The organism is Roseovarius sp. MBR-154, assembly GCF_053628595.1.
The window spans coordinates 1-23160 of sequence record NZ_JBRJGR010000017.1; the positions used below are offsets into that span (position 1 = coordinate 1).

The window sequence follows — 23160 nt, forward strand, 5'->3', positions numbered from 1 at the left end:
ACTGGCCGCCAGCGCTCTATGCGCCCTTCACGCCCAACCCCAAAGTGGCCTACTTTTGCGCCGCCCTTTGGTCGGGTTTTACTCCGCCGTTGACACATACCGGTGATCCGGTTATGATAATGCATGTAGTCGTGATAGAATTCACTGTTGGTATCATGCCACATCTTGAAGTTGCCGTCGATAACAGCGCGGTGGTAATGAAAAACCTCAAGCGGTTCAGTCAAGGTGTCGCCGATGGCGTCAAGCGCACCGCCGAGAGATTCTTGCAGGGTGGGAGCGTTCTCGTCCATGTTGACCCAGACGAAACCGCCATAGGCTACTTCGACACGAACGCCGCGCAGGGCGAAATCGCATTCCTTGACGCGATCCTGATAGCCTTCCTTGCGACGCGGAATATCGACGCATTCGCCCTTGGCATCGAAAGACCAAGCATGGAATAGGCAGGTGATCCGCTTGGGGCCACCAGAGGGAGAGGCTTCCTTGATGCTCCCGGAGGGTTCGTAGATCAGCAAATTGCCACGATGCGGACAGATATTGAGAAACGCGTTGATGTTGTTGTCTTCGTCGCGCACCATGATGATGTTGTGACCACCAGGATGCTGATATGTCCGGAAGTCATAGGGTTCCGGCAATTCGCTTTCATGACAAGCAACCAGCCAGCTCTTGTCGAAGATTCTCTCCTGCTCCTCGGCGAAGATCTCCGGGTCAGTATAGATGCGCGGATCCACGATCAGGTTTGAATCGAGATCGGGACGCTTGCGCCATTCGTCTGCTGTTCGGGCCATCAGTTTTCCCCTCTACTGTTTTTAGGATAATTTGACGCCTTCGTTTGTAACATAATTACGCGGCGGATCAACAAAAATTTTTGTTATTATGTGGAATCCGTTAAGTGATTGTCAGATCTACCTTTTATTTTGATCCACACAAATAGTGCCTGCTTTGTCGGAATACTCTTATGTTTCCCCGCCTGCGCTGCCTGACCGAGCAGCGCACCAGGGTCGAATCGGGCGCACCACAGCAATCGAGGCCAATAGAAAATATGTATTTACAGTTAATGGCTTAGGTAGTAATTGCTCGACGTTAACGCCCTTAGGCTCGCTGTATGCGCCCGTGTCCGACAGATTACCCAACGCGAGCCAACACCTTTGCGCAGATCGCTACACGATGTTGCTGCGCTTCTCGGCGACTTGATCTGTGTCAATGACAAGAGCATTACAATAATATTTGTAGTAATGAGCATTATGAAGAAAGGATACATGATGTTTGGCTGGCTTAAGCGAATGGATCGCCACTCGGAACTGATGACCCGAATGGCGGACACAGTGGGCGCGGATCTTGGCCGGGAGGCTAGCGTTGGGTTGGGGCACAGCGACGGTTTGCGAAGCCTTATGATCCGTTGCACGGACTGCAAGAATGGAGATGCTTGCGGCGAGTGGCTCGCCGCAAACCACCAGGGAGCTGCTTCACCCCCCAGATTCTGTCGCAATGGAAAAGCCATTATGAAGCTGCGAGAATCAACTGGGGAATGATTGGCGAAGCCTCCGAGCTTCGGCGACACCGACACGAACATGTGGACGTGATCGCTCGATAGAACCCCGCGCAAGATGTCGACCTCGTTCTCGCGGCAGGCTTGACGGTAAGTGTCGCGCAGGCGCAGCGCCCCGGTCAGCTCCTTGTAACGGTACTTGCTCGACCAGACCATGTGGTCGCGGTTATAATAAACGCAGTGTTTGCCGGTGTCATCTTGCATGATCGTAGCCTTGGAAAAATGAGCCTCCGACCCGGCTGCGGCTCATTTTTCCAAGGCTACGATCATAACACGATTCTTTCACGCTGGAGCAGGTCCGACTTGAAGTCGGAGGGTTTGCTCCAGGGCGTGGGTACTAAAGCCCACATCGCCGCCGCAAGATCAACGTACCTGCGAGGAAACTCGTTGCCGAAAGTGCGATCGAAATCGTCAGGGCAACTTCGTAACCACCGTAGAGGTCGCGAGTAATGCCACCTGCCCAACTTCCCACGGCGGCAGCCAAAAACGCGAAGAAGAACATGGCCGAAATTGATGTCCCGGCGGCCGCACCTGAAAAGGCATTCCGGACCAAATGCACGTAGGCCGGAAAGACGCCACCGTAGCCGAGGCCGATTGTCCCGCAGCCGACCGCTATCAAAGGTGCCGAGTCGCCTCCGAGCAGCAATAAGACGCCGCCGAGTGGGATGAGGAAGGTGCAGGAGAGCAGCGCCGGGATCGTGTTTCCCCGATCGTTCCATCTTCCCATCATCAATCGTGAAATCAATGTGGCACCCAATAACATCGTCAGAAAACCTGATGCGAGGTTCGGCGAAAATCCCTTTTCCTCTGCAAGGGCGACCAAATGGGCTACTATGGTGAACGTGCCGCCATTGGCCAGTGCCAGCAGGAATACCGCCCCCCAGAAGATCCTAAATTGGCCCTGCGTGCCTGTCGGGGCCTTCGCCGCTATACCTCTCTCTATTACCAATACGCCGGGTTTACGGCTTAAAAGCAGTGACGCCAGACCCATCGTCACGAGACAAAACAACCCGTAGGCGGTCACGGCGTCGCGCCAGCCCCACCAGACAGCAAGATTACGCAAGGCAACTGGCACCAACAAGCCGCCGATGCTCTGGCCGGACAGGACAATCGCCATTGCTACGCCAGAATTGCGGTCGAACCAGCGGCCCACATTAGCCGTTATCGGACCAAAAAACGTCGCTTGGCCAACAGCGCCGACGAGCAGTGCATAGCCGACATAGAGCTCGAAAGGAGTTGTGGCGCGCGCGCACAACAGAAGGCCTCCGCTGGTCGCCAGCGCTGCGACGGCACAGAGAATCGCGAAGTTGATCCGATCCGTGAGATAGCCAATTACAAGGCCACCGATTCCCGCGGCTACCATTGCTAATGAGTGGCCAAGCGAAAGCGTCGTACGGTCCCAGCCGAGATCTTCACCCATGGGGTGCATAAGTATCGGCACGAAGGTGACCGCGCCGAAACTGAGTGACGTCATGGCCAAGCTGACTCCCACAACCACCCAACCATACGGGGTCTCGATGCTGGGTCCTGCATATCGATGGTTCATCGGAGGGGTTCAACCTTAGTATGAGAGTGGAGTTACTGTTCGGAAGCACGCGGCCCGTCCCGTCGCGTCAACTTTCGCGTCGAGACTATGGATTTCGGCGAACTCGCTCAGTGAAATCTGTATCGGGTCAGGGGCGGCGACTGCGAGACATCGCAGCGGCACGCCAGAGGATGCACCCAATGGCTGCCCTGTGGCTATTTCCAAGTCCCTGTATAAGGATCTGCTGGGCAAAACTTCTCCCTGAAGTAGATAATTGTTATTATCACAAAGATTAATGTAAAAAAGAGGAAACTTCTTCCCTTTTCAAATTATCCAATGGCAGAACGAAGACTTCGTGATGCCTTTCCATATCAGTTGTCACTGGGGAGTGGAAAAAGCTTGGGGAGACGACCCAATGATCCCGTAGTCTTCTGCAGTGCTTGCAGGAGGAATAGGGATGAAAATTCGGATCAAGATTGAAACAGAATTTGGGTGGGGCGAAAGACGATCACTTGAAGTTGGTTTGAACCGCCCCGGGTTTACCGGAGGGCAAAACTCTCGGAGAATTGTCCGTTATGGAACAGAATCGAAAGAAGACCTCGAAGCCGTATTCACCCGAGTTCCGCGAACGCGCGGTGCGGCTTGTCGCGGAGCATCGTGGTGAATATCGAAGCGATGCAGCGGCGCATGCTGCGATCGCCAGCAAATTGGGCTGTTCGCCGGACAGCCTTCGTCTCTGGGTCCGACAGGCTCAGCGCGATGGCGGCGAACGGCCAGGCCAGACGACGGCTGAGAAGGCGCGGATCAAGGAGTTGGAGCGTGAGAACCGCGAACTCCGTCAGGCCAATGAGATCCTGAAGAAAGCATCAGCGTATTTTGCCCAGGCGGAGCTCGACCGCCCGTTTCGCAAGTTACTGCTTTCATTGAAGAACATAGAGGTGAGTTCGGGGTCGAGCCAATGTGCAGGATGCTGCAAATTGCCCCGTCCACCTATTATGAGCGGCGCGCCATCGCGCGTGATCCTGATCGGGCGTCAGCTCGGGCAAAGTCTGACGCGGATCTCTGCGTCAAGATCGACGCGGCCAGGGAAGCGAACCGCAAACTCTATGGGCCGCGCAAGATCTGGCACGTCTTGCTGAGAGACAATGAGGAGGTTGCACGATGCACGGTGGAACGGTTGATGCGCCGTTTGGGCCTGAAGGGCGTGCTCCGGGGCAAAAAGGTGATCACAACCAATCCAGACAATTCGCAGCTGTGCCCCGATGACAAGGTGAACCGCGTGTTCAAAGCGGATCTGCCCAATCAACTCTGGGTGTCCGACTTCATCTACGTTCCGACGTGGTCGGGAACAGTGTATGTGGCCTTCGTGATTGACGTCTTCGCGCGCCGCATTGTCGGCTGGCGGGTCTCGACATCTATGGCGACCCAGTTCGTTCTCGACGCCTTGGAACAAGCAATCTGGCAAAGAAAAACGCCTGATAACAAGGCGTTAATCCACCACTCGGATCGCGGATCGCAATATCTGTCGATCAAATACACCGAGCGGCTCATCGAAGTCGGCATTGATCCATCTGTTGGAACCGTCGGCGACTCCTATGACAATGCCCTGGCCGAGTGCGTCATCGGCCTCTTCAAGACCGAGGTCATCAACCAGATCGGCCCGTGGAAATCGATGCGTGAAGTCGAATGGGAAACGCTGAAATGGGTCGATTGGTATAACAATCGCCGACTACTCGGCCCCATCGGATACGTCCCGCCAGTAGAAGCAGAGGAGGCGTTCTATGCAAACCTGAACACACTCAATATGGTCGCCTAGTCTTTGAACAAAACACCCTCCGGTAAACCCGGGGCGGTTCAGTTTAGTGGAACGCCGTTCGATCAACGTGACGGAAGAAGATATCGGATTGCATTTGGTCGAGGCAAAATCGATCTTGAAAGAGATCCCGCGCGTACAGCTTCAGGATCAAGTCGAAGAGATCGGTGAGTTGGCGCGAGTGTGCCGTCCTGCGGCTCGTATTTACCGGTCCACGACCGTCGTCATCGACGTATCGACACTCTGTTCGGGTGGTTCACTGTCGACGTGCTGCGCGTCCGGATGTGCATGTGCGGCCTAACGGGCTTTCCGGAGTTCAAAGCGGCATGTTCCCCGCTCACACGCCTCATTCCGGACAACGCCACGCCCGAGCTTCGACGACTGCAGACGAAATTGGGCGCGCCGAACAGTTATCGGGAAGCTGCGCGACTTCTGACTACGCTGACGCCCTGCGCCAAACAAAACCATGTGACGATCCGCAACCGCCTTGCTGCCGTTTCCGAAAGACTGGAGGATATCGAAGGTTGCGCCCCCCAGAGATGCCGATCAACATTCAAAACCTTCGGAGGCAACAGTGTATCTGGACAGCGCCTATGTTCGCTTGCGTCCAGAGTATCAAAGGCGAAACTTTGAGGTCATCGTGGTCTCCGCGCGGGGCTCACCGCGTGGCGACCGTGAGAGCCGCTGTCTTGGATGGTAGGCTTTCAGCCGGTCGACTTGAAGCGGCCTGATTCCCACGTTCTTTCCACTCCCCAGTGACACGTATGCTGCCCAACGACTATCCGCCGGTTTCCACGGTCCGGGGCTATTTCTACGCCTGGCGCAATGGCGGTCTGCTTGACGCACTGGACCGTAAACTCGTCGAGATCGCCCGGCTGGCAGAAGGCCGCAAAGTCCGGCCGACGGCGGGCATCATTGACAGCCAGAACGTAAAAACCACGGACGTTGGCGGGGTTAGCGGGTATGATGCCGGCAAGCGGATCAAGGGGCGCAAGCGCCATATCGTCACCGATACGAGCGGATTTCTGGTTGGGCTCGCGGTCCACAGCGCCGGGATTCAGGATCGCGACGGCGCGCCGGATGTACTGAAAGCCGTTGCCGCGCGGTATCCGATGCTGCGCCACATCTTTGCCGATGGGGGCTATGCCGGCTCGAAACTGTGCGAGGCATAGAAATCCATCGGGCACTGGACCGTGCAGATCGTCAAGCGTTCCGATACGGCGCAAGGCTTCGAGGTTCTGCCACGCCGATGGGTCGTGGAGCGAACCCTTGCCTGGCTGGGGCGATGCCGCCGCCTGTCCAAAGATTGGGAAAATCCATCGCCAGCGCAAAGGCCCGAGTGCTCATCGCCCACATTCGACGGGTCACACGTCATCTTGCAAGGGCATGAAAATGCTCGGATAGTTTTGAATTAGACTCTCAGAGCCCCAATGCTACCGCTCCGCCACACAGATTGAGGCAGAGCCCAATTAAGGGCTACGCGACATCTGATTATCTGCTTGTTGCCAATTTCGGTGGCGTCCGAGAGATTCAAGAATGTATGGACTTCAATCTAATGTTGCAGTCCTTTTTACTCTGGCGCTACTGCGCCGCGCGGTGGGTGTCCGTGCCGCCCTGTAAAGCGATCCAAGCGTCGTATTGCGACAGGAACACGCGGCCGTTCAAGGCGTCGAGGAAATGGCTGCGTTTCAGCCGGTCCATCACCGGGCCCTTGACCTCGGACAGATGGAAACCGATGCCAAGCGACGTGAGCCGTTCGTTGATCGCCTCAAGGCTTTCCAGCGCGCTCAGGTCAATCTCATTCACTGCGGAACACATCAGCACGACATGGCGCAGCGGGCAATCAGCGGCGACACGGTCTTGGATCATATCCTCAAGAAAGCGCGCATTGGCGAAGAACAGGCTTTCGTCGATACGCAGGTTCAGGATGTAGGGGCTTGTCTTGACCCGGTGACGCAGCACGTTGCGGAAATGCTGGCTGCCGGGCACAAGGCCCACTTCGGCCACATGCGGGCGCGAGTTTTTCAAAAGGTGCAGTGCGATGGACAGCGCCACACCGGCCGACACGCCCACCTCAACCCCAAGCCCGAGGGTCAGCAGTATGGTGGCCAGTACAGCGGCGAAATCGGCGCGATTATAGGCCCAGGCCCGGCGCAGGATCGAGAAATCCACCAGGCTGAGCACGGCGACGATAATCGTGGCGGCCAGGGTCGCTTTGGGCAGGAAATAGACCAGCGGCGTCAGCGCCACGGCGGCGATCATCAGCCCGATGGCGGTGAAGGCGCCTGCCGCCGGGGTTTCGGCGCCCGCATCGAAATTCACGACCGAGCGGGCAAAGCCCCCCGTCACCGGATAACCGCCGGTAAAGGCCGCGCCGATATTGGCCGCGCCCAAGCCGATCAATTCCTGATTGGGGTCGATGCGCTGGCGTTTTTTCGCAGCCAACGTCTGCGCGACCGAGACCGATTCGACAAAGCCGATGATGGAGATCAGCGCCGCCGGCAGCGCCAGTGTTGAGAGAAGCGACGGCGTGAGATCCGGCATGGTCAGCGGCGGCAATCCCTGCGGCACCGCGCCGACAATGGCCACGCCGGACGCGTCCAACCCCAAGGCCCAGACCGCCAGCGTGGTGATCGCCACCGCCACCACCGGCCCGGCCTTGGTCACGATATCAGCCGCACGCGGCGCAAGGCCAAGGCGGCGCAAAAACGGCTTCAACCCCTTGCGCACCCAGAACAGGAACGCCGTGGCCAGCACGCCGATGATCAGCGTCGGTAGATGCACGGCGGTGATATGCGCGCCCAGACTGCCCAGCATTTCAATCAGCGTATGCCCGCCCGCAGGCACACCAAGGATATGTTTCAACTGGCTGGCCGCGATCAGCACACCCGATGCGGTGATGAAGCCCGCAATCACCGGATGCGACAGGAAATTGGCCAGAAACCCCAGCCGCAACAGCCCAAGCGCCAAGAGCATCACGCCCGACATCAGCGCAAGGCTGAGGGCGGCGGCAGCGTAGCCCATGCTGCCCGCCTCGGCCACTTGGCCAATGGCGGCGGCGGTCATCAATGAGACCACGGCCACCGGCCCCACCGCCAGTGCCCGGCTGGTGCCGAAAATCGCGTAAAGGATGATCGGCACGATCGAGGCATAGATCCCCGCCTCGGGCGGCAAGCCCGCCAAAAGCGCATAGGCCAGCGATTGCGGGATCAGCATGATCGTCACGATCACCGCCGCCATCGTATCACTGCCAAGCGCGCCACGATCATAGCGGCGGCCCCAGTCAAGAATGGGCAGATAGCGGGCAAGCGGTCGGAGCATGAGGCAGGTCTTTCAATGCAGGTCGGGCAGGGCGATTGCGCCCCGCCCGGATCAAGGGGGTGTGGTTTGGATCAGGTGTTTTGGGTGGCGTTAATCTTTTCGGGCTTGGCCATCCATTCGCGCCCGCGCAGCATTGCCTTCCAGTAGATCGGCGGCAGCAACCGTTCCTTCAGGAGCCAGGCAAGGCGGCTTGGCCTTGTGCCGTCGATCAGGAACCTGGGAAAGCTGGGCTTCATCACCCCGCCATAGCCAAACTCGGCCAGCACGATCTTGCCCCGTTCCACCGTCAGCGGACACGATCCATAGCCGTCATATTGCGCCACCGCCTCGCGGCCCATTATGTCGGCCACGATATTTTCGGCGACAACCGGGGCCTGTATCCGCGCCGCTGCCGCCGTCTTGGCATTGGGGGCGTTCATCACATCACCCAGCGACCAGATATTGTCGTGGGTCTTGTGGCGCAGCGTCGCCTGATCCACGTCGATCCATCCGGCGGCATCGGCCAGGGGCGAGACGCGGATGAAATCGGGCGCGCATTGCGGCGGGCAGACATGGATCATGTCGTATTCCATGGTGATCCGCTCGGGCGCTGTATCGGGTTTCTTCACCTCGAAGGTGGCGGTGCGGGCCGGGCCGTCGATGGCGACAAGATTGTGAAAGAAATCAAGATTGGCGCGGTATTTATCCATATAGGATTGCAGGGCGGGCACGTAATCCTTGACCCCGAACAGCACGCCACCGGCATTGCAGAAATGAATGTCGATCTCGTTCAGAACGCCGCTGCGGAACCAGTGATCGGCCGACAGGTACAGCGCCTTTTGCGGCGCGCCCGCGCATTTGATCGGCATCGGCGGCTGGGTGAAGAGCGCGCGGCCCTTCCTCAACCCCTGCACCAGTTGCCAGGTATAGGGGGCCAGATCGTAGCGGTAATTAGAGGTGACGCCATTGCGCCCCAGCGTTTCCTCCAGCCCGTCCACCTTGGCCCAATCGAGTTTCAACCCCGGACAGACCACAAGGCGATCATATTTTACCACCCGGCAGCCATCAAGGATCACGGCATTGTCCGCAGGCTCGAACGCGGCCACGGCGGATTTGATCCAGTGCACGCCGCGCGGGATCAGCGCGCCCATGGTCTTGGCCGTCTCGGGTGCGTCAAAGATGCCACCACCCACCATGGTCCAACCCGGTTGATAGTAGTGGATATCCGCCGGGTCGATCACCGCGATGTCGAGATCGGGCTTGCGCGCGTGCAGGCTGGCCGCGACCGCGATACCGCCTGCGCCGGCCCCCACGATCACCACGTCGAATTTGGCGTCACCCGTGTCGGTGGGCGTCTTGCCGCCGTTGATGATGCGCCGCGCAACGCCCGCCATGTCATAGCCTGCCGCCTTGGTCGCGGCGAGGATCTCGGGCACCGGGCGGCGCGTGGCCTCAGAGAGCGACCAGAGCGTGGCCGAGCGTGTGCCGGTGCGGCAATAGGCAAGGACCGGGCCGGGCAATTCACGCAGGGCGCGCCCGAAATCACCCGCGTCCTGATCGCGCACCATGCCAGAGGTGATCGGCAGATACCGCGCCGCAAGCCCTTGAGCTCGCGCGGCAGCCTCGATTTCGTCGAAATTCGGTTGATCGGCCCCCTCGCCATCAGGGCGGTTGCAGATCACGGCGCGAAAGCCCGCCGCCTTGATCGCCGCCAGATCGCCGGGGGCGATTTGCGGGCTGACCGAAAGGTCGTCGGTTATTGTCTTGATGTCCATGGTTCCCCCCTCGGGCACCGAATTAAAGCGCGTTGACCGGCAGTTTCAGCATGGGCCTGCCATCGGCATCCTTGGGCACCTCGCCCGCGCGCATGTTGACCTGAAGCGACGGCAGGATCAGCCGCGGCATGCCAAGCGTTGCATCCCGTTCGGTGCGGAACTTGATGAAATCTTCGCGCGTCTTGCCGTGGCCTACATGGATATTATGGGCCTTTTCCTCGGCCACCGTGGTTTCCCACTGGATATCGCGACCGTTCGGGCCGTAATCGTGGCACATGAAAAGGCGCATCTCGTCGGGCAGGGCCAGCACCTTTTGAATGCTGTCATAAAGTGTCGCTGCGTCGCCGCCCGGAAAATCGGCGCGCGCCGATCCGCCATCGGGCATGAAGAGCGTATCGCCGACAAACGCCGCATCGCCCATCACATGGGTCATGCAAGCCGGGGTGTGACCCGGCGTGTGCAGGGCGAAACAGGGCATGGTGCCGACGCTGTAGGTGTCGCCATCCTTGAACAGTGCGTCAAACTGGCTGCCGTCGCGCTGAAACTCGGTGCCCTCGTTGAAGATCTTGCCGAACACGTCCTGCACGATCAGGATATTCTCGCCGATACCGATCTTGCCGCCCAATGCGCGCTGGATATAGGGCGCGGCCGAGAGGTGATCGGCGTGGACATGGGTTTCAAGAATCCAGTCCAGTGTCAGGCCACGGGCCCGCACGCGCGCAATCAGGGCATCCGCGTGATCGAAACTGATCCGCCCCGATGCCGGTTCGAAATCCATCACCGAATCGACAATCGCGCAGGCGTTTGACGCCGGGTCCTTGACGATATGGCTGATGGTATTGGTCGCCGCGTCGAAAAAGCTTTCGACATCGGGGCGAATGGTCATGTCAACAGGATAAGCGGTCATATGTTTCCTCCGGTCATTGGGGATCAAAGCTTGCAGGTGCGAATGCCGAGGATGCGATACAGCAGGCAAAAGCGCATACCTGCGGTGGCAATCAGCACGATCCCGGCGATGGCAGCGATCCATTTCGGCGCGCCTGCTGCAAACATGGGCAAAACCCCGCCAAAGGCGAGCGCCAGCAGGGCAAGGCCCAGAACGATACGAATGATGCGGTCGATAGACCCGATATTGGCAGTCATGAAAGCCCTCCGGTTAAAGTTGACCCCTGAATAGAGATTTGCCTCGAGGACGTATGTGATGAAGTCACCAAGCGGTGCAAAAACCCGCTTAGCCCCCCGCCAGACCGGCCAGCGCATTCGGGTCCACAAGCCGAACCACGCCGCGCGCCTGGGTGATCCAGCCGCGGCGCTGGAAGTCCTGCAACTGGCGCGAGATGACCTCGCGCGCGGTGCCAAGCTCGGCGGCAAGCTGTTGATGGGTGATATGCAATTCCTCCGCCCCGCGTGCCAAGGCGATCAGGCGCTGTGCAAGGCGGATGTCGACCCGGCCAAAGGCCACCTCATCCACGATATGAAACAAATCAAGCATGCGTTGCGCATAGGCGGCAAAGACGAAGGCGCGGAAGGCCCCCGAGCGCGCCGCCAGATCATCGAACACGCCGCGCGGGATCGCCACCGCCTCGATCTCGCTTTCAGCGATGCCCTCTGCGAGATAGGGCGCATCGCCCATCAGGCAGGCCGCCGTCATGATGCAGCTGTCACCCGCCTCGACCCGGTAGAGCACCACTTCACGCCCGGACTCTGATGTCTGACTGACCCGCACCGTGCCGGACAGTACGAACAAAAGATTCTCCGCCTCTTACCCGGCGGCAAAGACGGTGGTTCCGGCCGCCAAGCGCACAAAGTGGCTGCGGCGCACCAGATCGGCCCGCACATCAGGCTCCAACCCTGCCAGTCCGGGCAGGCGCGTGCTCCAATCCGGGGCGGTCATGCGCGTGCCCTTTTGGGGGACACGATGCCCTCCTGCAACGGCAGGATACGGTCAAGCAACTGGCTGCGGTTGGACGCGATATCGGCGATGGTCACCCCGTCGAGCACGTCCAGAAAAGCCCGTGTCGCCGCCTGAATGGTCAGTGACAGTTGGCAGATGCCGATCAGCGGGCAGGTGTTGGTTTCGCGGTTGAAACACTCCACAACGTCGAATGGCCCCTCGGTCAGGCGCACCACCTCTCCTACTCGGATCGTCTCGGGCGCACGGGCCAGCCGAAAGCCGCCACCACGCCCGCGCTGCGTGTCGATGAACCCGGCCTTGCCCAATTCATGCACGATCTTGACGATATGCGGGCGCGCCAGCCCGTGCACCTTAACCACATCATCTACCCGCACCAACGCAGGCGCCTTCAGCGCCGCCAGTTGCAACGCGCGCAGGGCGTAATTCGTGTAACTCGTCAATCGCATGGTGGTTCGCTTTCAATTATGCTCTATGTTTTGTAAAGCTTTGACTCACTCAAGGCCAGCTAAAGCATCGGGACTTCTTTACTTATAGGTCTGAGCATTATCCTGCGCGCGCCAGTTTGTCGCATAATTAGTATATTTTAGTTATATCTAATAATCAAGAATCATTCTAAATACCTCGCATCAGGGCCGGGGCAGATCGCGCCGCCCGATATCAGGAAGGAACATATCACATGGGTATCCATATCGGCGACACCGTCCCCGATTTCACCGCCGACACCACCGCAGGCCCGATCCGTTTTCACGACTGGATCGGCGGCGACTGGGTGTTCTTCTTCAGCCATCCCGGCGATTTCACCCCGGTTTGCACCACCGAGATCGGCCGCACCGCGCAGCTTTCGGCGGAATTTGCCAAGCGTCACGTCAAGCCACTTGGTCTGTCGACCGATGGTGTCGAAGAACATGAGGCCTGGATCAGGGACGTGAACGATACGCAATCCACCACGGTGGATTTTCCGATCGTCGCCGACCCTGACAGCCATATCGCGCGGCTTTACGAGATGATCCACGCCAATGAGAGCGAAACCGCCGCGGTGCGGTCGGTCTTCATCATCGACCCCAACAAGCGGATTCGCCTGACCATGACCTATCCGATGAGCGTGGGGCGCAATTTCGACGAGATCCTGCGCGTTATCGACGCGCTTCAGACCGGCGACAACCACCGCATCGCCACTCCGGCCGATTGGGTGCCCGGTGGCAAGGTGATCATCCCGACCTCGATCCCCAACGCCGAGGCGGAAAAACTGTTCCCGCAGGGATTTGACGAATTGCGCCCATACCTGCGCACCACGACCCTTTGATCAATCCGCCCCGCCGGGTTTCCGGCGGGGCCAATCCCGCAAATTCGGAGGTGTTCCATGTTTGACAGTTTCAGCGCAGAGATACTGGCGCGTATCCAATTTGCCTTTACCATCTCATTCCACATTATCTTTCCGGCCTTCACCATCGGGCTGGCAAGTTGGCTTGCGGTGCTGAATGCGCAATGGCTTCGCACGCGCGATGCGACGTATCTGACGCTGTTCGAGCATTGGAAAAAGATCTTCGCCGTGGTGTTCGGCATGGGCGTCGTGTCGGGCATCGTGATGTCCTATCAGTTCGGCACCAACTGGGCGGTGTTTTCCGACAAGGCCGGGCCGGTGATCGGCCCGTTGATGGCCTATGAGGTGCTCAGCGCGTTTTTCCTTGAGGCCGGGTTTCTTGGCATCATGCTGTTCGGGCGCGAACGGGTCGGCGACCGGTTACACATGTTTGCCACCGCGATGGTGGCGGTCGGCACGCTGGCCTCGGCCTTTTGGATCCTGTCGGTCAATAGCTGGATGCAGACGCCGGCAGGTTACGGGATCAACGCCGATGGCCAGTTCGTGCCCGAGGATTGGTGGGCGATCGTCTTTAATCCGTCCTTCCCTTACCGCCTTGTGCATATGGTGATGGCGGCGTACCTCACCACCGCCTTCGTGGTGGGTGGGGTCAGCGCGCTGCATCTTCTGCGCGACCGTAGGAGCGCAACGGCGCGCACCGCGTTTTCGATGGCGATGTGGATGGCGGTGATCGTGACGCCGCTTCAGATCGTGGCGGGCGATTTCCACGGCCTCAACACGCTGGAGCATCAGCCGGTCAAGGTCATGGCGATGGAGGGGCATTTTGACAGCCACCCCGAGGGCGCGCCGCTTTACCTGTTCGGTATTCCCGATCAGGACAATCAGCAGCTGGATTACGCGGTGGGTATTCCCAAACTATCCTCGCTGATCCTCAAGCATGATCTGAACGCGCCGCTGACGGGCCTCGATACCGTGGCGCGCGAAGATCAGCCGCCGGTGGCCATCGTGTTCTGGTCGTTCCGCATCATGATCGCGATTGGTTTTGCGATGCTTGGCGTTGGCCTTTGGGCGGGGCTGCGCCGCTTGCAGGGGCGGCTTTACGACAGCCCGATGCTGCACCGCGCGGCGCTGGCGATGGGGCCTGCGGGGTTCGTCGCGGTGCTGGCGGGATGGGTGACGACCGAGGTCGGCCGCCAGCCCTATACCGTCTACGGCCTGTTGCGCACCTCTGACAGCCTCGCACCCGTCGCGGCCCCGGCGGTTGCCGCCTCGCTGATTGCCTTCATCGTGGTCTATTTCTTCGTCTTCGGCGCGGGCACCTTTTATGTGCTGCGGCTGATGAATCGCGCGCCCGATACGGGCGGCGAGGATGATCATGGCCCGACCCGCACCGCCGGGATCACACCCGTTGCGCAACTGCATGCCAAAACCTTTGTTCCCGGCGAGTAAGGAGAACTGACAATGGAATTCGATCTTGCGTTCATCTGGGCCGGGCTGATTGCCTTTGCCGTGCTGACCTATGTGGTGCTGGACGGTTTCGATCTTGGCGTCGGCATCCTCTTTCTCTTCGCCGGATCGGAACGCGACCGCGACACCGCGATGAATACCGTCGCTCCGGTCTGGGATGGCAATGAGACATGGCTGGTGCTGGGCGGCGGCGGGCTGTTCGCGGTGTTTCCGCTGGCCTATGCGGTGGTGATGCCGGCGCTTTACATGCCGATCACGCTGATGCTGCTGGCGCTGGTGTTTCGCGGCGTGGCCTTTGAATACCGCTGGAAAACGCGGCGCTGGAAACGGGTGTGGGATCACGCGTTTTTCGGCGGCTCGCTGGTGGCGGCATTCTGTCAGGGCATTGCCCTTGGCGCGCTGGTGCAGGGCATAGAGGTCACGGGCCGGGCCTATTCAGGCGGCTGGTGGGATTGGCTGACGCCGTTCTCGGTGCTGACCGGGCTGGCGGTGGTGGCGGGCTATGCGCTTTTGGGCGCAACCTGGCTGGTGCTGAAAACCGAAGGGCCGCTGCAACTGGGCATGCGCCGCCGGGCCTGGTGGCTGGGCTTTGCGACGCTTGGCTTCATGGGGCTGGTCAGCCTTGCCACCCCGTTTCTGGAACCGGTCTATTTCCAGCGCTGGTTCAACCTGCCGGGCAGCGCCTTCAGCATCGTCATGCCGGTGCTGGTGCTGGGGGCGGCCTGGGCGCTCTTCACCGGGTTGAACGACAGCCGCGATCTGCGGCCGTTTTTAGCGGCGCTGTCGCTTTTCGTGCTTGGCTTTATCGGGATCGGCATCAGTTTCTATCCGATGATGGTGCCGCCCTCGCTGACCATCTGGCAGGTGGCGGCGCCGGATGAAAGCCTTGCCTTCGCATTGGTTGGCACGCTGTTTCTTGTGCCGCTGATCCTTGCCTATACCGGCTACGCCTATTGGGTGTTTCGCGGCAAGGTGCGTCCGGGAGAGGGGTATCACTGATGCCCCCTGCCCTCAGGCGCCTCGGCTGGTTCGTTCTGCTCTGGCTGCTCGGCATCGGCGCATTGGCCGCCGTCGCTACCCTCATACGACTGTTTATCTGACCCTCATCACTGGAGATACTCATGAAAAAGACCATTCTCGCCGCCGCAACCGTGGCGGGCCTTGCCACCGGGGCACAGGCCTCGGAAAAGGCACTTGTGACCGTCGTCACCTCGCCCGAGCCGCAGACCCAGCTTATGGCCATGGTGCTGACCATGCAGGCCGTGCAGCAAGGCGCGCAAACCCGCATTCTGCTGTGCGGACCGGGCGGTGACATCGCCCTCAAGGACGCCCCGGCAAGTGTCACCGCGCCGCAACCGCCCCGCGACATGAGCCCGCAAGGCCTGATGCAAAAGATCATGGAGGCCGGTGCCACGGTCGAAGTTTGCGCGATCTACCTGCCCGGTCGCGGTGTCGGCCCCGAGGCCCTGCTTGATGGCGTTGGCGTCGCCAAACCACCAGAAATGGCGGGCGCGATGCTTAAGGACGACACCGTGCTTTGGTCATTCTAACCAAAGCACAAAAAAGACCTGCGGCGACAAGGCGCAGGTCACTCCACGCTTTGCGCGGGAACTTTTCCCGGTCTTAGCGGTATGGATGGGCAAACTGATCAGAGGGTGCCATGTCTGACCCCCAAGCCACCGACCTGCCATTGCAGGTGATCGCGCGCGATCAGGACCCATCCGGCGCGGCCCCGCGCCGGATGCGGTTTCGTCGGGTCTACCTTCTGGTCTTGCTGATCCCGGTCTGGTTCACAGGTTCGTGCTCAACGGCTTTCGAAGAAGTTCACCACGATCTTCGGGGACGCCAAAATGACCACAGCACTGCTCGATCGTCCCACCCATCGCTGCCACATCCTAGAGACCGGAAACGACAGCTATTGCTTCAAGGCCAGCTCCGAAACAGCGAAAAAGAAACGGAAGGAAACGCCATCATGACACGTAGAACATAACCACCGGGTGGGTCAGATCTCGGTGACAATACCGGGTCATGTATGGCCCCCGTTCGCGCAAGAAGGCTTTTGAACAGTGTTGACGTGTGATCGGGTGCGGTCATGTATCAGGCCTGTTGTGCGGCAAACACATGTCCGCTGGCCGATATGGATCTGCGCGGCTCTGGTGCAAAATCAATTCTGCGGGCTCATGGCCCATTGACCCGGATGCGTTGCCAGAACCATCGTCACCGATCTTTGTCCTTACTGCCAATGACCTCCTCACACGCCGACGTCCCACTCTTGGATATCTGACACTGTCAGGCTGCTGCCAGTCGTGGATCCCGATAATCTTCTTTCCGCTTATCCATCGCCCAAAGCGCCCGGGCCATCTTGTTGGCCAAGGCGATTGCGACCACCTTGCGCGGCTTGCGCAGCAGCATGGCATGGAGCCAGGTTCCCTGGATCGTTCCTTTCCGGGTTGCCCAGCGGATCACCGACATTGCGCCGATGATAAGCAGCCGCCGGATATCGCGTTGCCCCATCTTCGATGTTCGGCCCAAGATTTGCTTGCCCCCGGTAGAATGTTGTCGTGGCACCAAGCCCAGCCAGGCCGCGAAATCCCTGCTGCACTTGAACACTGACAGGGTAGGAGCGAAGGCTTCGATTGCAATCGCGGTGATCGGCCTGAGACCCGGCATTGTCATCATCCGTGACGAGGCATCGGATCGATCAGCTTCCTGCTTCAATGTAGCCTCCATTTTGGCGATGCGACTGGACAGATCATTGATTTGCTCAAGGTAGATCCGGGCAGTCTCGGCTATCAAAGGTTCTAAATCAGCTGTTCCCTCGTCAACTACCCGCTGGATACCTGCGAGATTTGACAGACCTTGGGGTGCGATGAGGCCATGTTCTGCCAAATGGGCCCGTAGCGCGTTGATGGTTTGTGTCCTCTGGCGCACAAACAGATCGCGGGTTCGAAAGATCATGGCGCGCCCCTGCTGTCGGGGGACTTCGGCTCGACGAGTCTCATGGTTGGGCGGCTGGCTGCTTCAGCTATGGCCTCCGCGTCAGCCGCATCGTTCTTTAGACGCTTGACGAAAGGCTTGACGTAGGCAGGCGGGATCAACCTGACGGTATGCCCCAGAGCACCGATCTCGCGTGCCCAATAACGGGCCGTGGCACAGGCCTCCATCGCAACCACGCAGGGCGGCGGGTCCGCAAAAAATACCGGCACCTGACCGCGCGACAGTTTCTTGTGAACAGCAACGCCGCCATCGGCCGTCGCACCGTGAACCAGGAAAACCCGATTTGCCAAATCCAGCCCAACAATGGTAACTTCAGTCATGGATACTCCCTCATCTCTGTGATGTGACCCACATCACCTTGGCACATTGCGATGCCGTCGGGAGGAGGTATCCCACCCCATCAATTCTCAGAAGTGGCAATCAACATTTAGCGGCACAGGTATCAATTCCCGGTCCGTCTTCGTTAATATGTGGCAGCCGTCATCGTGCACCACGATCATGTCCTCTAGTTTGAGCATTCCGACTTCGGCGTCGCAGAGGTGGAGTTCGATGGCCAGCACCATGCCCGCCATTATTTTTTCTTCTCCGCCACGCGACAGGAATGGCGGTTCATTGAGATCCAGCCCGACGCCATGACCCACGAAATGTGCCATCTTTCCATCGGAAAATTTAAGAAAGGAGCCGAGTATTCGTGCGTCTTCAGCGTGGTGGCAAGCGCGATCAAAAACTTCACCTGATGTCATGGCCGGCGAGATATCTGCAATCAGTCTGTCTGAGACCAACCTGAGAGACTGATGCAAGTCCAGAGCCTTTTTCGTCGGTTGTCCTATGCAATAGGTTCGCGACTGGTCCCCGTGGTAACCTTGCACGCAGGTCGGAATGTCTACGATTACCAGATCACCGGGCTGAAGCTTCCGACGTGATGCCCCGGCGGGGACTGCAGCGCTCAATCCACAGCCGGAAACGGTGAAAACGACCCCGCTCATCTGTTGCCGGTTTTCCCCCGATGCGAGCGGTCCGCGTCCCATAGTGAAGTCGGGTTGCCGGACGAAAAACACGCCTTCGTGCCCGGCCCGGCGGTGTCCGTCTTCCACGATGGCCGAGGCTTCCAGTTCGGTCATCCCGACGCGCCAAGCCTTTATCGCCTGCCGGTGGCCCTCTTCGAGCGCCTGTGCGGCGATTTCTATGGTTTCAATTTCTCCGGCATCTTTGATTTTTCTCTGTTCGAGGATGTCCGACGACACATCCACGATCCGAGCGGACCCGAGAACCTTACCGAGTTGTTGGTATTGAGGGACGGTCATCACGTCGAGCTCTGCGCCGATCTGCAGGTCGTCGGTGTCTTCTCCAAGGCAGGTGTCTACGATGTCGGCGAGCCTACTTTTGAGAGAGACGCGATTATCCGGTAAGCTGCTTTGTCTTCGGGCAAAGCCCAGTCCGGAGCGCACGTAAAGATGAGCATCGTCTGGCGCGACGAACAGCCATCCCGGCTGAGCGGTTCCCGTGTAATAGAATATGTCTCTGCTCATGTGCAGTAGTGCGGCTGTCAGGCCGCGTCGACGGAGGCATTGCTGTAGGGCACCGATCCTCTCGCTATGGGCTGTCATTCTGCTCTCCTTCGTCAGCATTTAAGGTGATAATTTGGGTTTGGTTGGAACAGATCGGGTCCGGAAAGCGCGACAAGGCGTATACTCCTAGCACCGAAACGGTCGTGATTGTTGGCGCGCAACCTATCCTGCAGCCACAGTTCGATCACAAAACAAGTGTTGACTTGATCCAGTAATTTAGATAAACTAACATATGTTTTCTATTAGGGTCTGTCAAATGACAACTGCGGTGCGCTCCAACAACCGGCTTGATGTTTTGCTGGACAGTTCGGCGGAGTTATTTTCGGCGCGCGGGTACCAAGGTACGACAATGCGGGACATCGCCAAGAAATGCGGGATGCTGCCTGGGTCGATCTACTATCATTACCCTAACAAGGAAGCTTTGCTCGTCGGGGTCTACGAAGAAGGCGTTCGGAGGTTAAGCGAGCGGGTTCAGGGAGAAATCGCTAAGGCGACGGATCCGTGGGAGCGGCTGGAGCTGATGCTCGCTGCGCATGTCGAGATGATTGTCGAGCCCACTGCCTATGCCAGCGTTATTATCCGCATCTTGCCTGATGATGTGCCTGCAGCGCGTGATGATCTCGTCCGGCTGCGCGATAAATACGAAGTTTACGTGCGCGACTTGGTGGGTGCGCTTCCGCTACCAGAGGGGTTGGACCGAAGCTTGCTTCGGCTCTTCCTGATCGGGGCCGTTAACCACATCCCGGTCTGGCGCCGGCCGGGCGGGGAGGGCCCCAGACAGATCGCGTGCCAATTGATGCGGGTTCTTAAGCGATCGCTTTCAAGCCAAGCCGAGGAGATTTGAATTATGGCCTATCCTGAGCGCGTCCTGGTGACGAAAATCGGATTCGACGGGCATGACCGGGGTAGTCGCGTGGTCGCTGCCTACCTGCGCGACGCTGGCATGGAGGTGATCTACACCCCTCCTTGGCAAGAGATCAAGACAGTGGTCAAGCTAGCTATGCAAGAAGATGTGGACGTGGTGGGGGTGAGTTCGCTCGCGACCGATCATCTCATCATGCCTGATCTGATTGCGGCGTTGCGCGATGCGGACATGGATCATGTGCGTCTTGTCGTGGGTGGAATAATTCCGCAGAACGAACAGCCCGAATTGATGGATGCCGGCGTCAGCGCCATCTTTGGTCCAGGCGCTACCAGCGAAGAAATTGTTGAAACCGTCCGCCAGCTTGCCGTCGAGGCACGCGCAGCGCGCGAAACCGCAGAGGTCGCATAATGTCCAAGAAAGCTTCGAACACTAATGCCGCCACCCTGAAAGATAAGCAGGCCGAATGGAAGGTCCGCTATGACAAGGAGATCGGGCAGGACCGGACCGTCATAAACCGCTCCGGTATCGAGGTACGTCCGCTCTACACGCCGCTTGACTGGTCGGATAGTCGCTACGGCGAGGATCTGGGCATGCCGGGCGAGTTGCCATACACCCGGGGCATCTACAACACTATGCACCGTGGTCGCACCTGGACACAGAGACAACTTATCGGGCTCGGGACACCGCAGGACTACAACGAACGGGTCCGGATGATGCTGCAGCAAGGGGCGTCGGCGATCAGTCTTATTCCGTGCAACTCAAGCTTCCGCGGTATCGATTGCGACGAAAGTCCCTTGCCGCTGCTTGGGACCTGCGGCACCGTCATCAATACGGTCGATCACATGGACGCGGCGCTCGACGGTGTGCCGATCGGTGAAATTTCTACCGCGATGAACGACCCCACGCCCTTCACGCTTTTTGCTTTCCTGCTCAGCGTCGCGAAACGTCGGGGCGTACCGTTCGACAAGATCACAGGCACTGCGAACCAGTCCGATTACATCTCGCATTTCGTGGCCAATCACATGTTCTACCGGCTAAGCCAGCCTGGTGCACGGCGGGTCTTCGTTGATCATGTTAAGTTTTGCCGGGAGCATGTGCCAAACTGGAACCCGGTCTCGGTCGTTGGTCAGCACATGCAGCAGGCTGGAGCTACCCCTGCGGAAACCATGGGGCTGACGCTCTCGACCGCGATCCAGTACGCCGATGACTGCATCGAGTCGGGCATGGATCCCGACAATTTCCTGCCGCGCTTCACTTTTTTCTTCGACATCTCCATCAGCTTTTTCGAGGAGGTGGCAAAGTTCCGTGCCGGGCGGCGGATTTGGGCCAAGATCGTTCGTGAGCGTTACGGCGCCAAGGATCCCCGCTCATGGCGTTTCAAGTTTCACGGTCAGACATCTGGCGTTGATCTAACCCAACAACAGCCCCTCAACAACATTGCCCGAGTGGCTGCGCAGGCGATTGCGGGAATATTCGGGGGCTTGCAATCCATGCACACCGACGGATTTGACGAAGCAATGGCCTGCCCGACAGAGGACGCCGCGCGCATTGCTGTGGCAACGCAGAACATTTTGCGTGAAGAGGCGCATCTCTGCGACGTCATCGACCCGCTGGGTGGTTCCTACTACGTGGAGTCTCTTACTAACGAGATGGAGGAGAAGATTTTCCAGGTCATGGACACAATCGAGAATGCGGGTGGGATGTATAATGCTGTCGATGCCGGGATCGTGCAGCGCATGATCGGGAAGTCGGCGTTAGAGTATCAAAGCCGCATCGAAACCGGCGCAGAGAAAGTCGTGGGCGTAAATTGCTACCAGTCCGAGGTGGAGGATCGGGAGGTTGATACGTATCGCCCGAGCCGTGACGCGATGGAGGCGCAAGTGACGGCATTCAAAGCTTTCAAAGCCGCCCGGAAGCAAGCCGACGTGGACAGGGCGTTGGACGAGTTGGCCCGTGCCGCAAACGGCTCCGAGAACGTTTACCAAAAAGTGGTGGGGGCCGCCGATAACGGCGTTACTCATGGCGAGATTATCGCTTGCCTGCGCCGTGAGCTTGGGTTTGGCCATCCGCTGATGGTGGCCTGATGTCTAGCTATAAAAAGACAAGGATTGAGGCGCTTGCCAAGCGGCTCCGCGCGGGTGACCCCCGCGCACTTGGCCGGGCGCTGACTGTGGTGGAAAGCGGTGGTGACGACGCTCTGGCTCTGACTGAAGCGCTGGCTGGTGCGTTTGGTGAAGCACACATCGTGGGTTTCACTGGCCCGCCTGGTGCCGGCAAGTCGACGCTTCTTAATGCTTTGATTCATGAATGGCGAAGAGAGGGCCGTCCGGTGGCTGTCCTTGCAGTAGACCCAGTGAGTCCGGTGTCGGGCGGCGCGGTGCTGGGCGACCGGACGCGCATGGGCGCTCACAGCCTCGACGATGGAGTCTTTATCCGTTCGGTCTCGGCGCGCGGTCATCTCGGCGGGCTTTGCGAAGCGGCGCATGACATGGCCGATATCATGGACGCTGCTGGCTGGCCGCTCATCCTGATAGAAACAGTGGGGGCCGGGCAGTCGGAAACTGAAATCACGCAGGTGGCCGACCTTAGCGTGGTTATTTCCGCTCCGGGGCTCGGCGATGAACTCCAGGCTATTAAGGCAGGGATATTGGAGATCGGTGATCTGCTAGTGGTTAACAAGGCGGATCGCGACGATGCCGATGAGACGGCAAAACACCTCGAAGCGATGCTGTCGCTGCGATCCGGCGCGAAGCGCAATATTTCTGTCTTACGGGTTTCTGCGACGACAGGAAGGGGGGTTTCGAGGTTGAAAGACGAGATCAATCAACTCTTGGAAACCACAGGCGTCGCCGTGGGTGCCGACCGGAAGCGCAAACGCGATGCGCGTAAGTTGAGGCTTGCCGTTCTTCGCTTCGCCAGCCGCATCTCGGCGGGGATCCCGGATGAAGACTTCGGTTCAATGAGGCCGGAAGAGTTTGACCGTGCCATAGAGCGTTCGCTTGCCTTCTTATCGACTGAGATCGATGACTGAGTGTCGCTTACAACGCTCGGATGACTGGGGATCCGCC

Annotated in this window: 21 protein-coding genes, 5 pseudogenes and 1 other annotated feature; of the genes and pseudogenes, 14 read left to right on the forward strand and 12 right to left on the reverse strand. The window is 59.1% G+C overall.

Annotation, left to right across the window (positions count from 1 at the left end; translation table 11 throughout):
* Nucleotides 1-785: aromatic ring-hydroxylating oxygenase subunit alpha (locus ACSSV4_RS17055; RefSeq protein ID WP_454276298.1), on the reverse strand; the 785-nt coding region annotated here is incomplete at its 3' end.
* Between the two features lie 495 nt (nt 786-1280).
* Here ACSSV4_RS17055 and ACSSV4_RS17060 point away from each other — a divergent pair.
* Nucleotides 1281-1529 (forward strand): DUF6455 family protein, encoded by a 249-nt coding sequence (locus tag ACSSV4_RS17060; RefSeq protein WP_454276369.1) that lies wholly within the window; start codon nt 1281-1283, stop codon nt 1527-1529.
* A gap of 14 nt (nt 1530-1543) precedes the next feature.
* Here ACSSV4_RS17060 and tnpA read toward each other — a convergent pair.
* Nucleotides 1544-1750: pseudogene (gene tnpA / locus ACSSV4_RS17065) on the reverse strand (IS200/IS605 family transposase); the annotation flags it as partial.
* Between the two features lie 133 nt (nt 1751-1883).
* Complete coding sequence (locus ACSSV4_RS17070) at nt 1884-3020, reverse strand: MFS transporter (protein WP_454276299.1); 1137 nt, start codon at nt 3018-3020, stop codon at nt 1884-1886.
* 626 nt (nt 3021-3646) lie between these two features.
* Between ACSSV4_RS17070 and ACSSV4_RS17075 the strand changes: the two genes are divergently transcribed.
* The 3 genes and pseudogenes from ACSSV4_RS17075 to ACSSV4_RS17085 all read left to right on the forward strand — a co-directional run.
* Nucleotides 3647-4887 (forward strand): IS3 family transposase gene (locus ACSSV4_RS17075; RefSeq protein ID WP_454276300.1). Its coding sequence is split into 2 segments (ribosomal slippage): nt 3647-3947 and nt 3947-4887, totalling 1242 coding nucleotides; the frame shifts between segments, so codons are not numbered across the junction.
* Nucleotides 3940-4056: a sequence feature (AL1L pseudoknot), on the forward strand. Its footprint overlaps the gene before it by 117 nt.
* Nucleotides 4888-4933: 46 nt before the next feature.
* Nucleotides 4934-5533 (forward strand): annotated as a pseudogene (locus ACSSV4_RS17080) (ISKra4 family transposase); the annotation flags it as partial.
* Between the two features lie 112 nt (nt 5534-5645).
* Nucleotides 5646-6274 (forward strand): annotated as a pseudogene (locus ACSSV4_RS17085) (IS5 family transposase); the annotation flags it as partial.
* 191 nt (nt 6275-6465) lie between these two features.
* Here ACSSV4_RS17085 and ACSSV4_RS17090 read toward each other — a convergent pair.
* The 7 genes from ACSSV4_RS17090 to ACSSV4_RS17120 all read right to left on the reverse strand — a co-directional run bounded on the left by ACSSV4_RS17090 (nt 6466) and on the right by ACSSV4_RS17120 (nt 12320).
* Nucleotides 6466-8205, reverse strand: coding sequence for a SulP family inorganic anion transporter (locus tag ACSSV4_RS17090; protein ID WP_454276301.1), 1740 nt, complete (start codon nt 8203-8205; stop codon nt 6466-6468).
* Between the two features lie 71 nt (nt 8206-8276).
* The gene (locus ACSSV4_RS17095; RefSeq protein WP_454276302.1) at nt 8277-9959 is read right to left on the reverse strand and encodes a TIGR01244 family sulfur transferase; all 1683 of its coding nucleotides are present in this window, start codon (nt 9957-9959) and stop codon (nt 8277-8279) included.
* 22 nt (nt 9960-9981) lie between these two features.
* Nucleotides 9982-10866: an MBL fold metallo-hydrolase gene (locus ACSSV4_RS17100; protein ID WP_454276303.1), complete on the reverse strand. Its 885-nt coding sequence runs from the start codon at nt 10864-10866 to the stop codon at nt 9982-9984.
* A gap of 23 nt (nt 10867-10889) precedes the next feature.
* On the reverse strand, nt 10890-11219 hold the full coding sequence (locus ACSSV4_RS17105; protein WP_454276304.1) for a YgaP family membrane protein: 330 nt from the start codon (nt 11217-11219) through the stop codon (nt 10890-10892).
* The gene (locus ACSSV4_RS17110) at nt 11191-11706 is read right to left on the reverse strand and encodes a Crp/Fnr family transcriptional regulator (protein ID WP_454276305.1); all 516 of its coding nucleotides are present in this window, start codon (nt 11704-11706) and stop codon (nt 11191-11193) included. The genes ACSSV4_RS17105 and ACSSV4_RS17110 overlap by 29 nt, the downstream gene beginning before the upstream one ends.
* Before the next feature lie 15 nt (nt 11707-11721).
* Nucleotides 11722-11853 (reverse strand): hypothetical protein, encoded by a 132-nt coding sequence (locus tag ACSSV4_RS17115; RefSeq protein ID WP_454276306.1) that lies wholly within the window; start codon nt 11851-11853, stop codon nt 11722-11724.
* Nucleotides 11850-12320, reverse strand: a complete 471-nt coding sequence (locus tag ACSSV4_RS17120) for an RrF2 family transcriptional regulator (protein ID WP_454276307.1) — start codon at nt 12318-12320, stop codon at nt 11850-11852. The genes ACSSV4_RS17115 and ACSSV4_RS17120 overlap by 4 nt, the downstream gene beginning before the upstream one ends.
* A 230-nt stretch (nt 12321-12550) precedes the next feature.
* Between ACSSV4_RS17120 and ACSSV4_RS17125 the strand changes: the two genes are divergently transcribed.
* From ACSSV4_RS17125 to ACSSV4_RS17150, 6 genes and pseudogenes are all read left to right on the forward strand, one after another.
* Nucleotides 12551-13177, forward strand: a complete 627-nt coding sequence (locus tag ACSSV4_RS17125) for a peroxiredoxin (protein ID WP_454276308.1) — start codon at nt 12551-12553, stop codon at nt 13175-13177.
* 57 nt (nt 13178-13234) lie between these two features.
* The gene (locus ACSSV4_RS17130; RefSeq protein WP_454276309.1) at nt 13235-14644 is read left to right on the forward strand and encodes a cytochrome ubiquinol oxidase subunit I; all 1410 of its coding nucleotides are present in this window, start codon (nt 13235-13237) and stop codon (nt 14642-14644) included.
* Between the two features lie 12 nt (nt 14645-14656).
* Entirely contained in the window at nt 14657-15661 is a 1005-nt protein-coding gene (gene cydB / locus ACSSV4_RS17135; protein WP_454276310.1) for a cytochrome d ubiquinol oxidase subunit II, read from the forward strand.
* Complete coding sequence (locus tag ACSSV4_RS17140) at nt 15661-15762, forward strand: DUF2474 family protein (RefSeq protein ID WP_454276311.1); 102 nt, start codon at nt 15661-15663, stop codon at nt 15760-15762. Before cydB ends, ACSSV4_RS17140 begins: the two co-directional genes overlap by 1 nt.
* Nucleotides 15763-15783: 21 nt before the next feature.
* Nucleotides 15784-16212 carry a hypothetical protein gene (locus ACSSV4_RS17145; protein ID WP_454276312.1) on the forward strand — a complete coding sequence of 143 codons (429 nt, stop codon included), beginning with the start codon at nt 15784-15786 and terminating at the stop codon, nt 16210-16212.
* Nucleotides 16213-16482: 270 nt separating this feature from the next.
* A pseudogene (locus tag ACSSV4_RS17150) lies at nt 16483-16638 on the forward strand (ATP-binding protein); the annotation flags it as partial.
* Nucleotides 16639-16951: 313 nt separating this feature from the next.
* Here ACSSV4_RS17150 and ACSSV4_RS17155 read toward each other — a convergent pair.
* Both ACSSV4_RS17155 and ACSSV4_RS17160 read right to left on the reverse strand, forming a co-directional pair.
* A pseudogene (locus tag ACSSV4_RS17155) lies at nt 16952-17979 on the reverse strand (IS110 family transposase).
* Between the two features lie 87 nt (nt 17980-18066).
* On the reverse strand, nt 18067-19266 hold the full coding sequence (locus tag ACSSV4_RS17160; RefSeq protein ID WP_454276313.1) for a M24 family metallopeptidase: 1200 nt from the start codon (nt 19264-19266) through the stop codon (nt 18067-18069).
* A 217-nt stretch (nt 19267-19483) separates the two neighbouring features.
* Between ACSSV4_RS17160 and ACSSV4_RS17165 the strand changes: the two genes are divergently transcribed.
* Genes ACSSV4_RS17165 through meaB form a run of 4 tightly spaced genes read left to right on the forward strand, consistent with a single transcriptional unit; the run spans nt 19484 to nt 23123 of the window.
* Nucleotides 19484-20071 carry a TetR/AcrR family transcriptional regulator gene (locus ACSSV4_RS17165; protein ID WP_454276314.1) on the forward strand — a complete coding sequence of 196 codons (588 nt, stop codon included), beginning with the start codon at nt 19484-19486 and terminating at the stop codon, nt 20069-20071.
* Between the two features lie 3 nt (nt 20072-20074).
* Nucleotides 20075-20500: a cobalamin B12-binding domain-containing protein gene (locus tag ACSSV4_RS17170; protein WP_454272047.1), complete on the forward strand. Its 426-nt coding sequence runs from the start codon at nt 20075-20077 to the stop codon at nt 20498-20500.
* Nucleotides 20500-22176 (forward strand): acyl-CoA mutase large subunit family protein, encoded by a 1677-nt coding sequence (locus tag ACSSV4_RS17175; RefSeq protein ID WP_454276315.1) that lies wholly within the window; start codon nt 20500-20502, stop codon nt 22174-22176. Before ACSSV4_RS17170 ends, ACSSV4_RS17175 begins: the two co-directional genes overlap by 1 nt.
* Nucleotides 22176-23123: a methylmalonyl Co-A mutase-associated GTPase MeaB gene (gene meaB / locus ACSSV4_RS17180; RefSeq protein WP_454272049.1), complete on the forward strand. Its 948-nt coding sequence runs from the start codon at nt 22176-22178 to the stop codon at nt 23121-23123. The genes ACSSV4_RS17175 and meaB overlap by 1 nt, the downstream gene beginning before the upstream one ends.
* Nucleotides 23124-23160 lie beyond the last annotated feature (37 nt).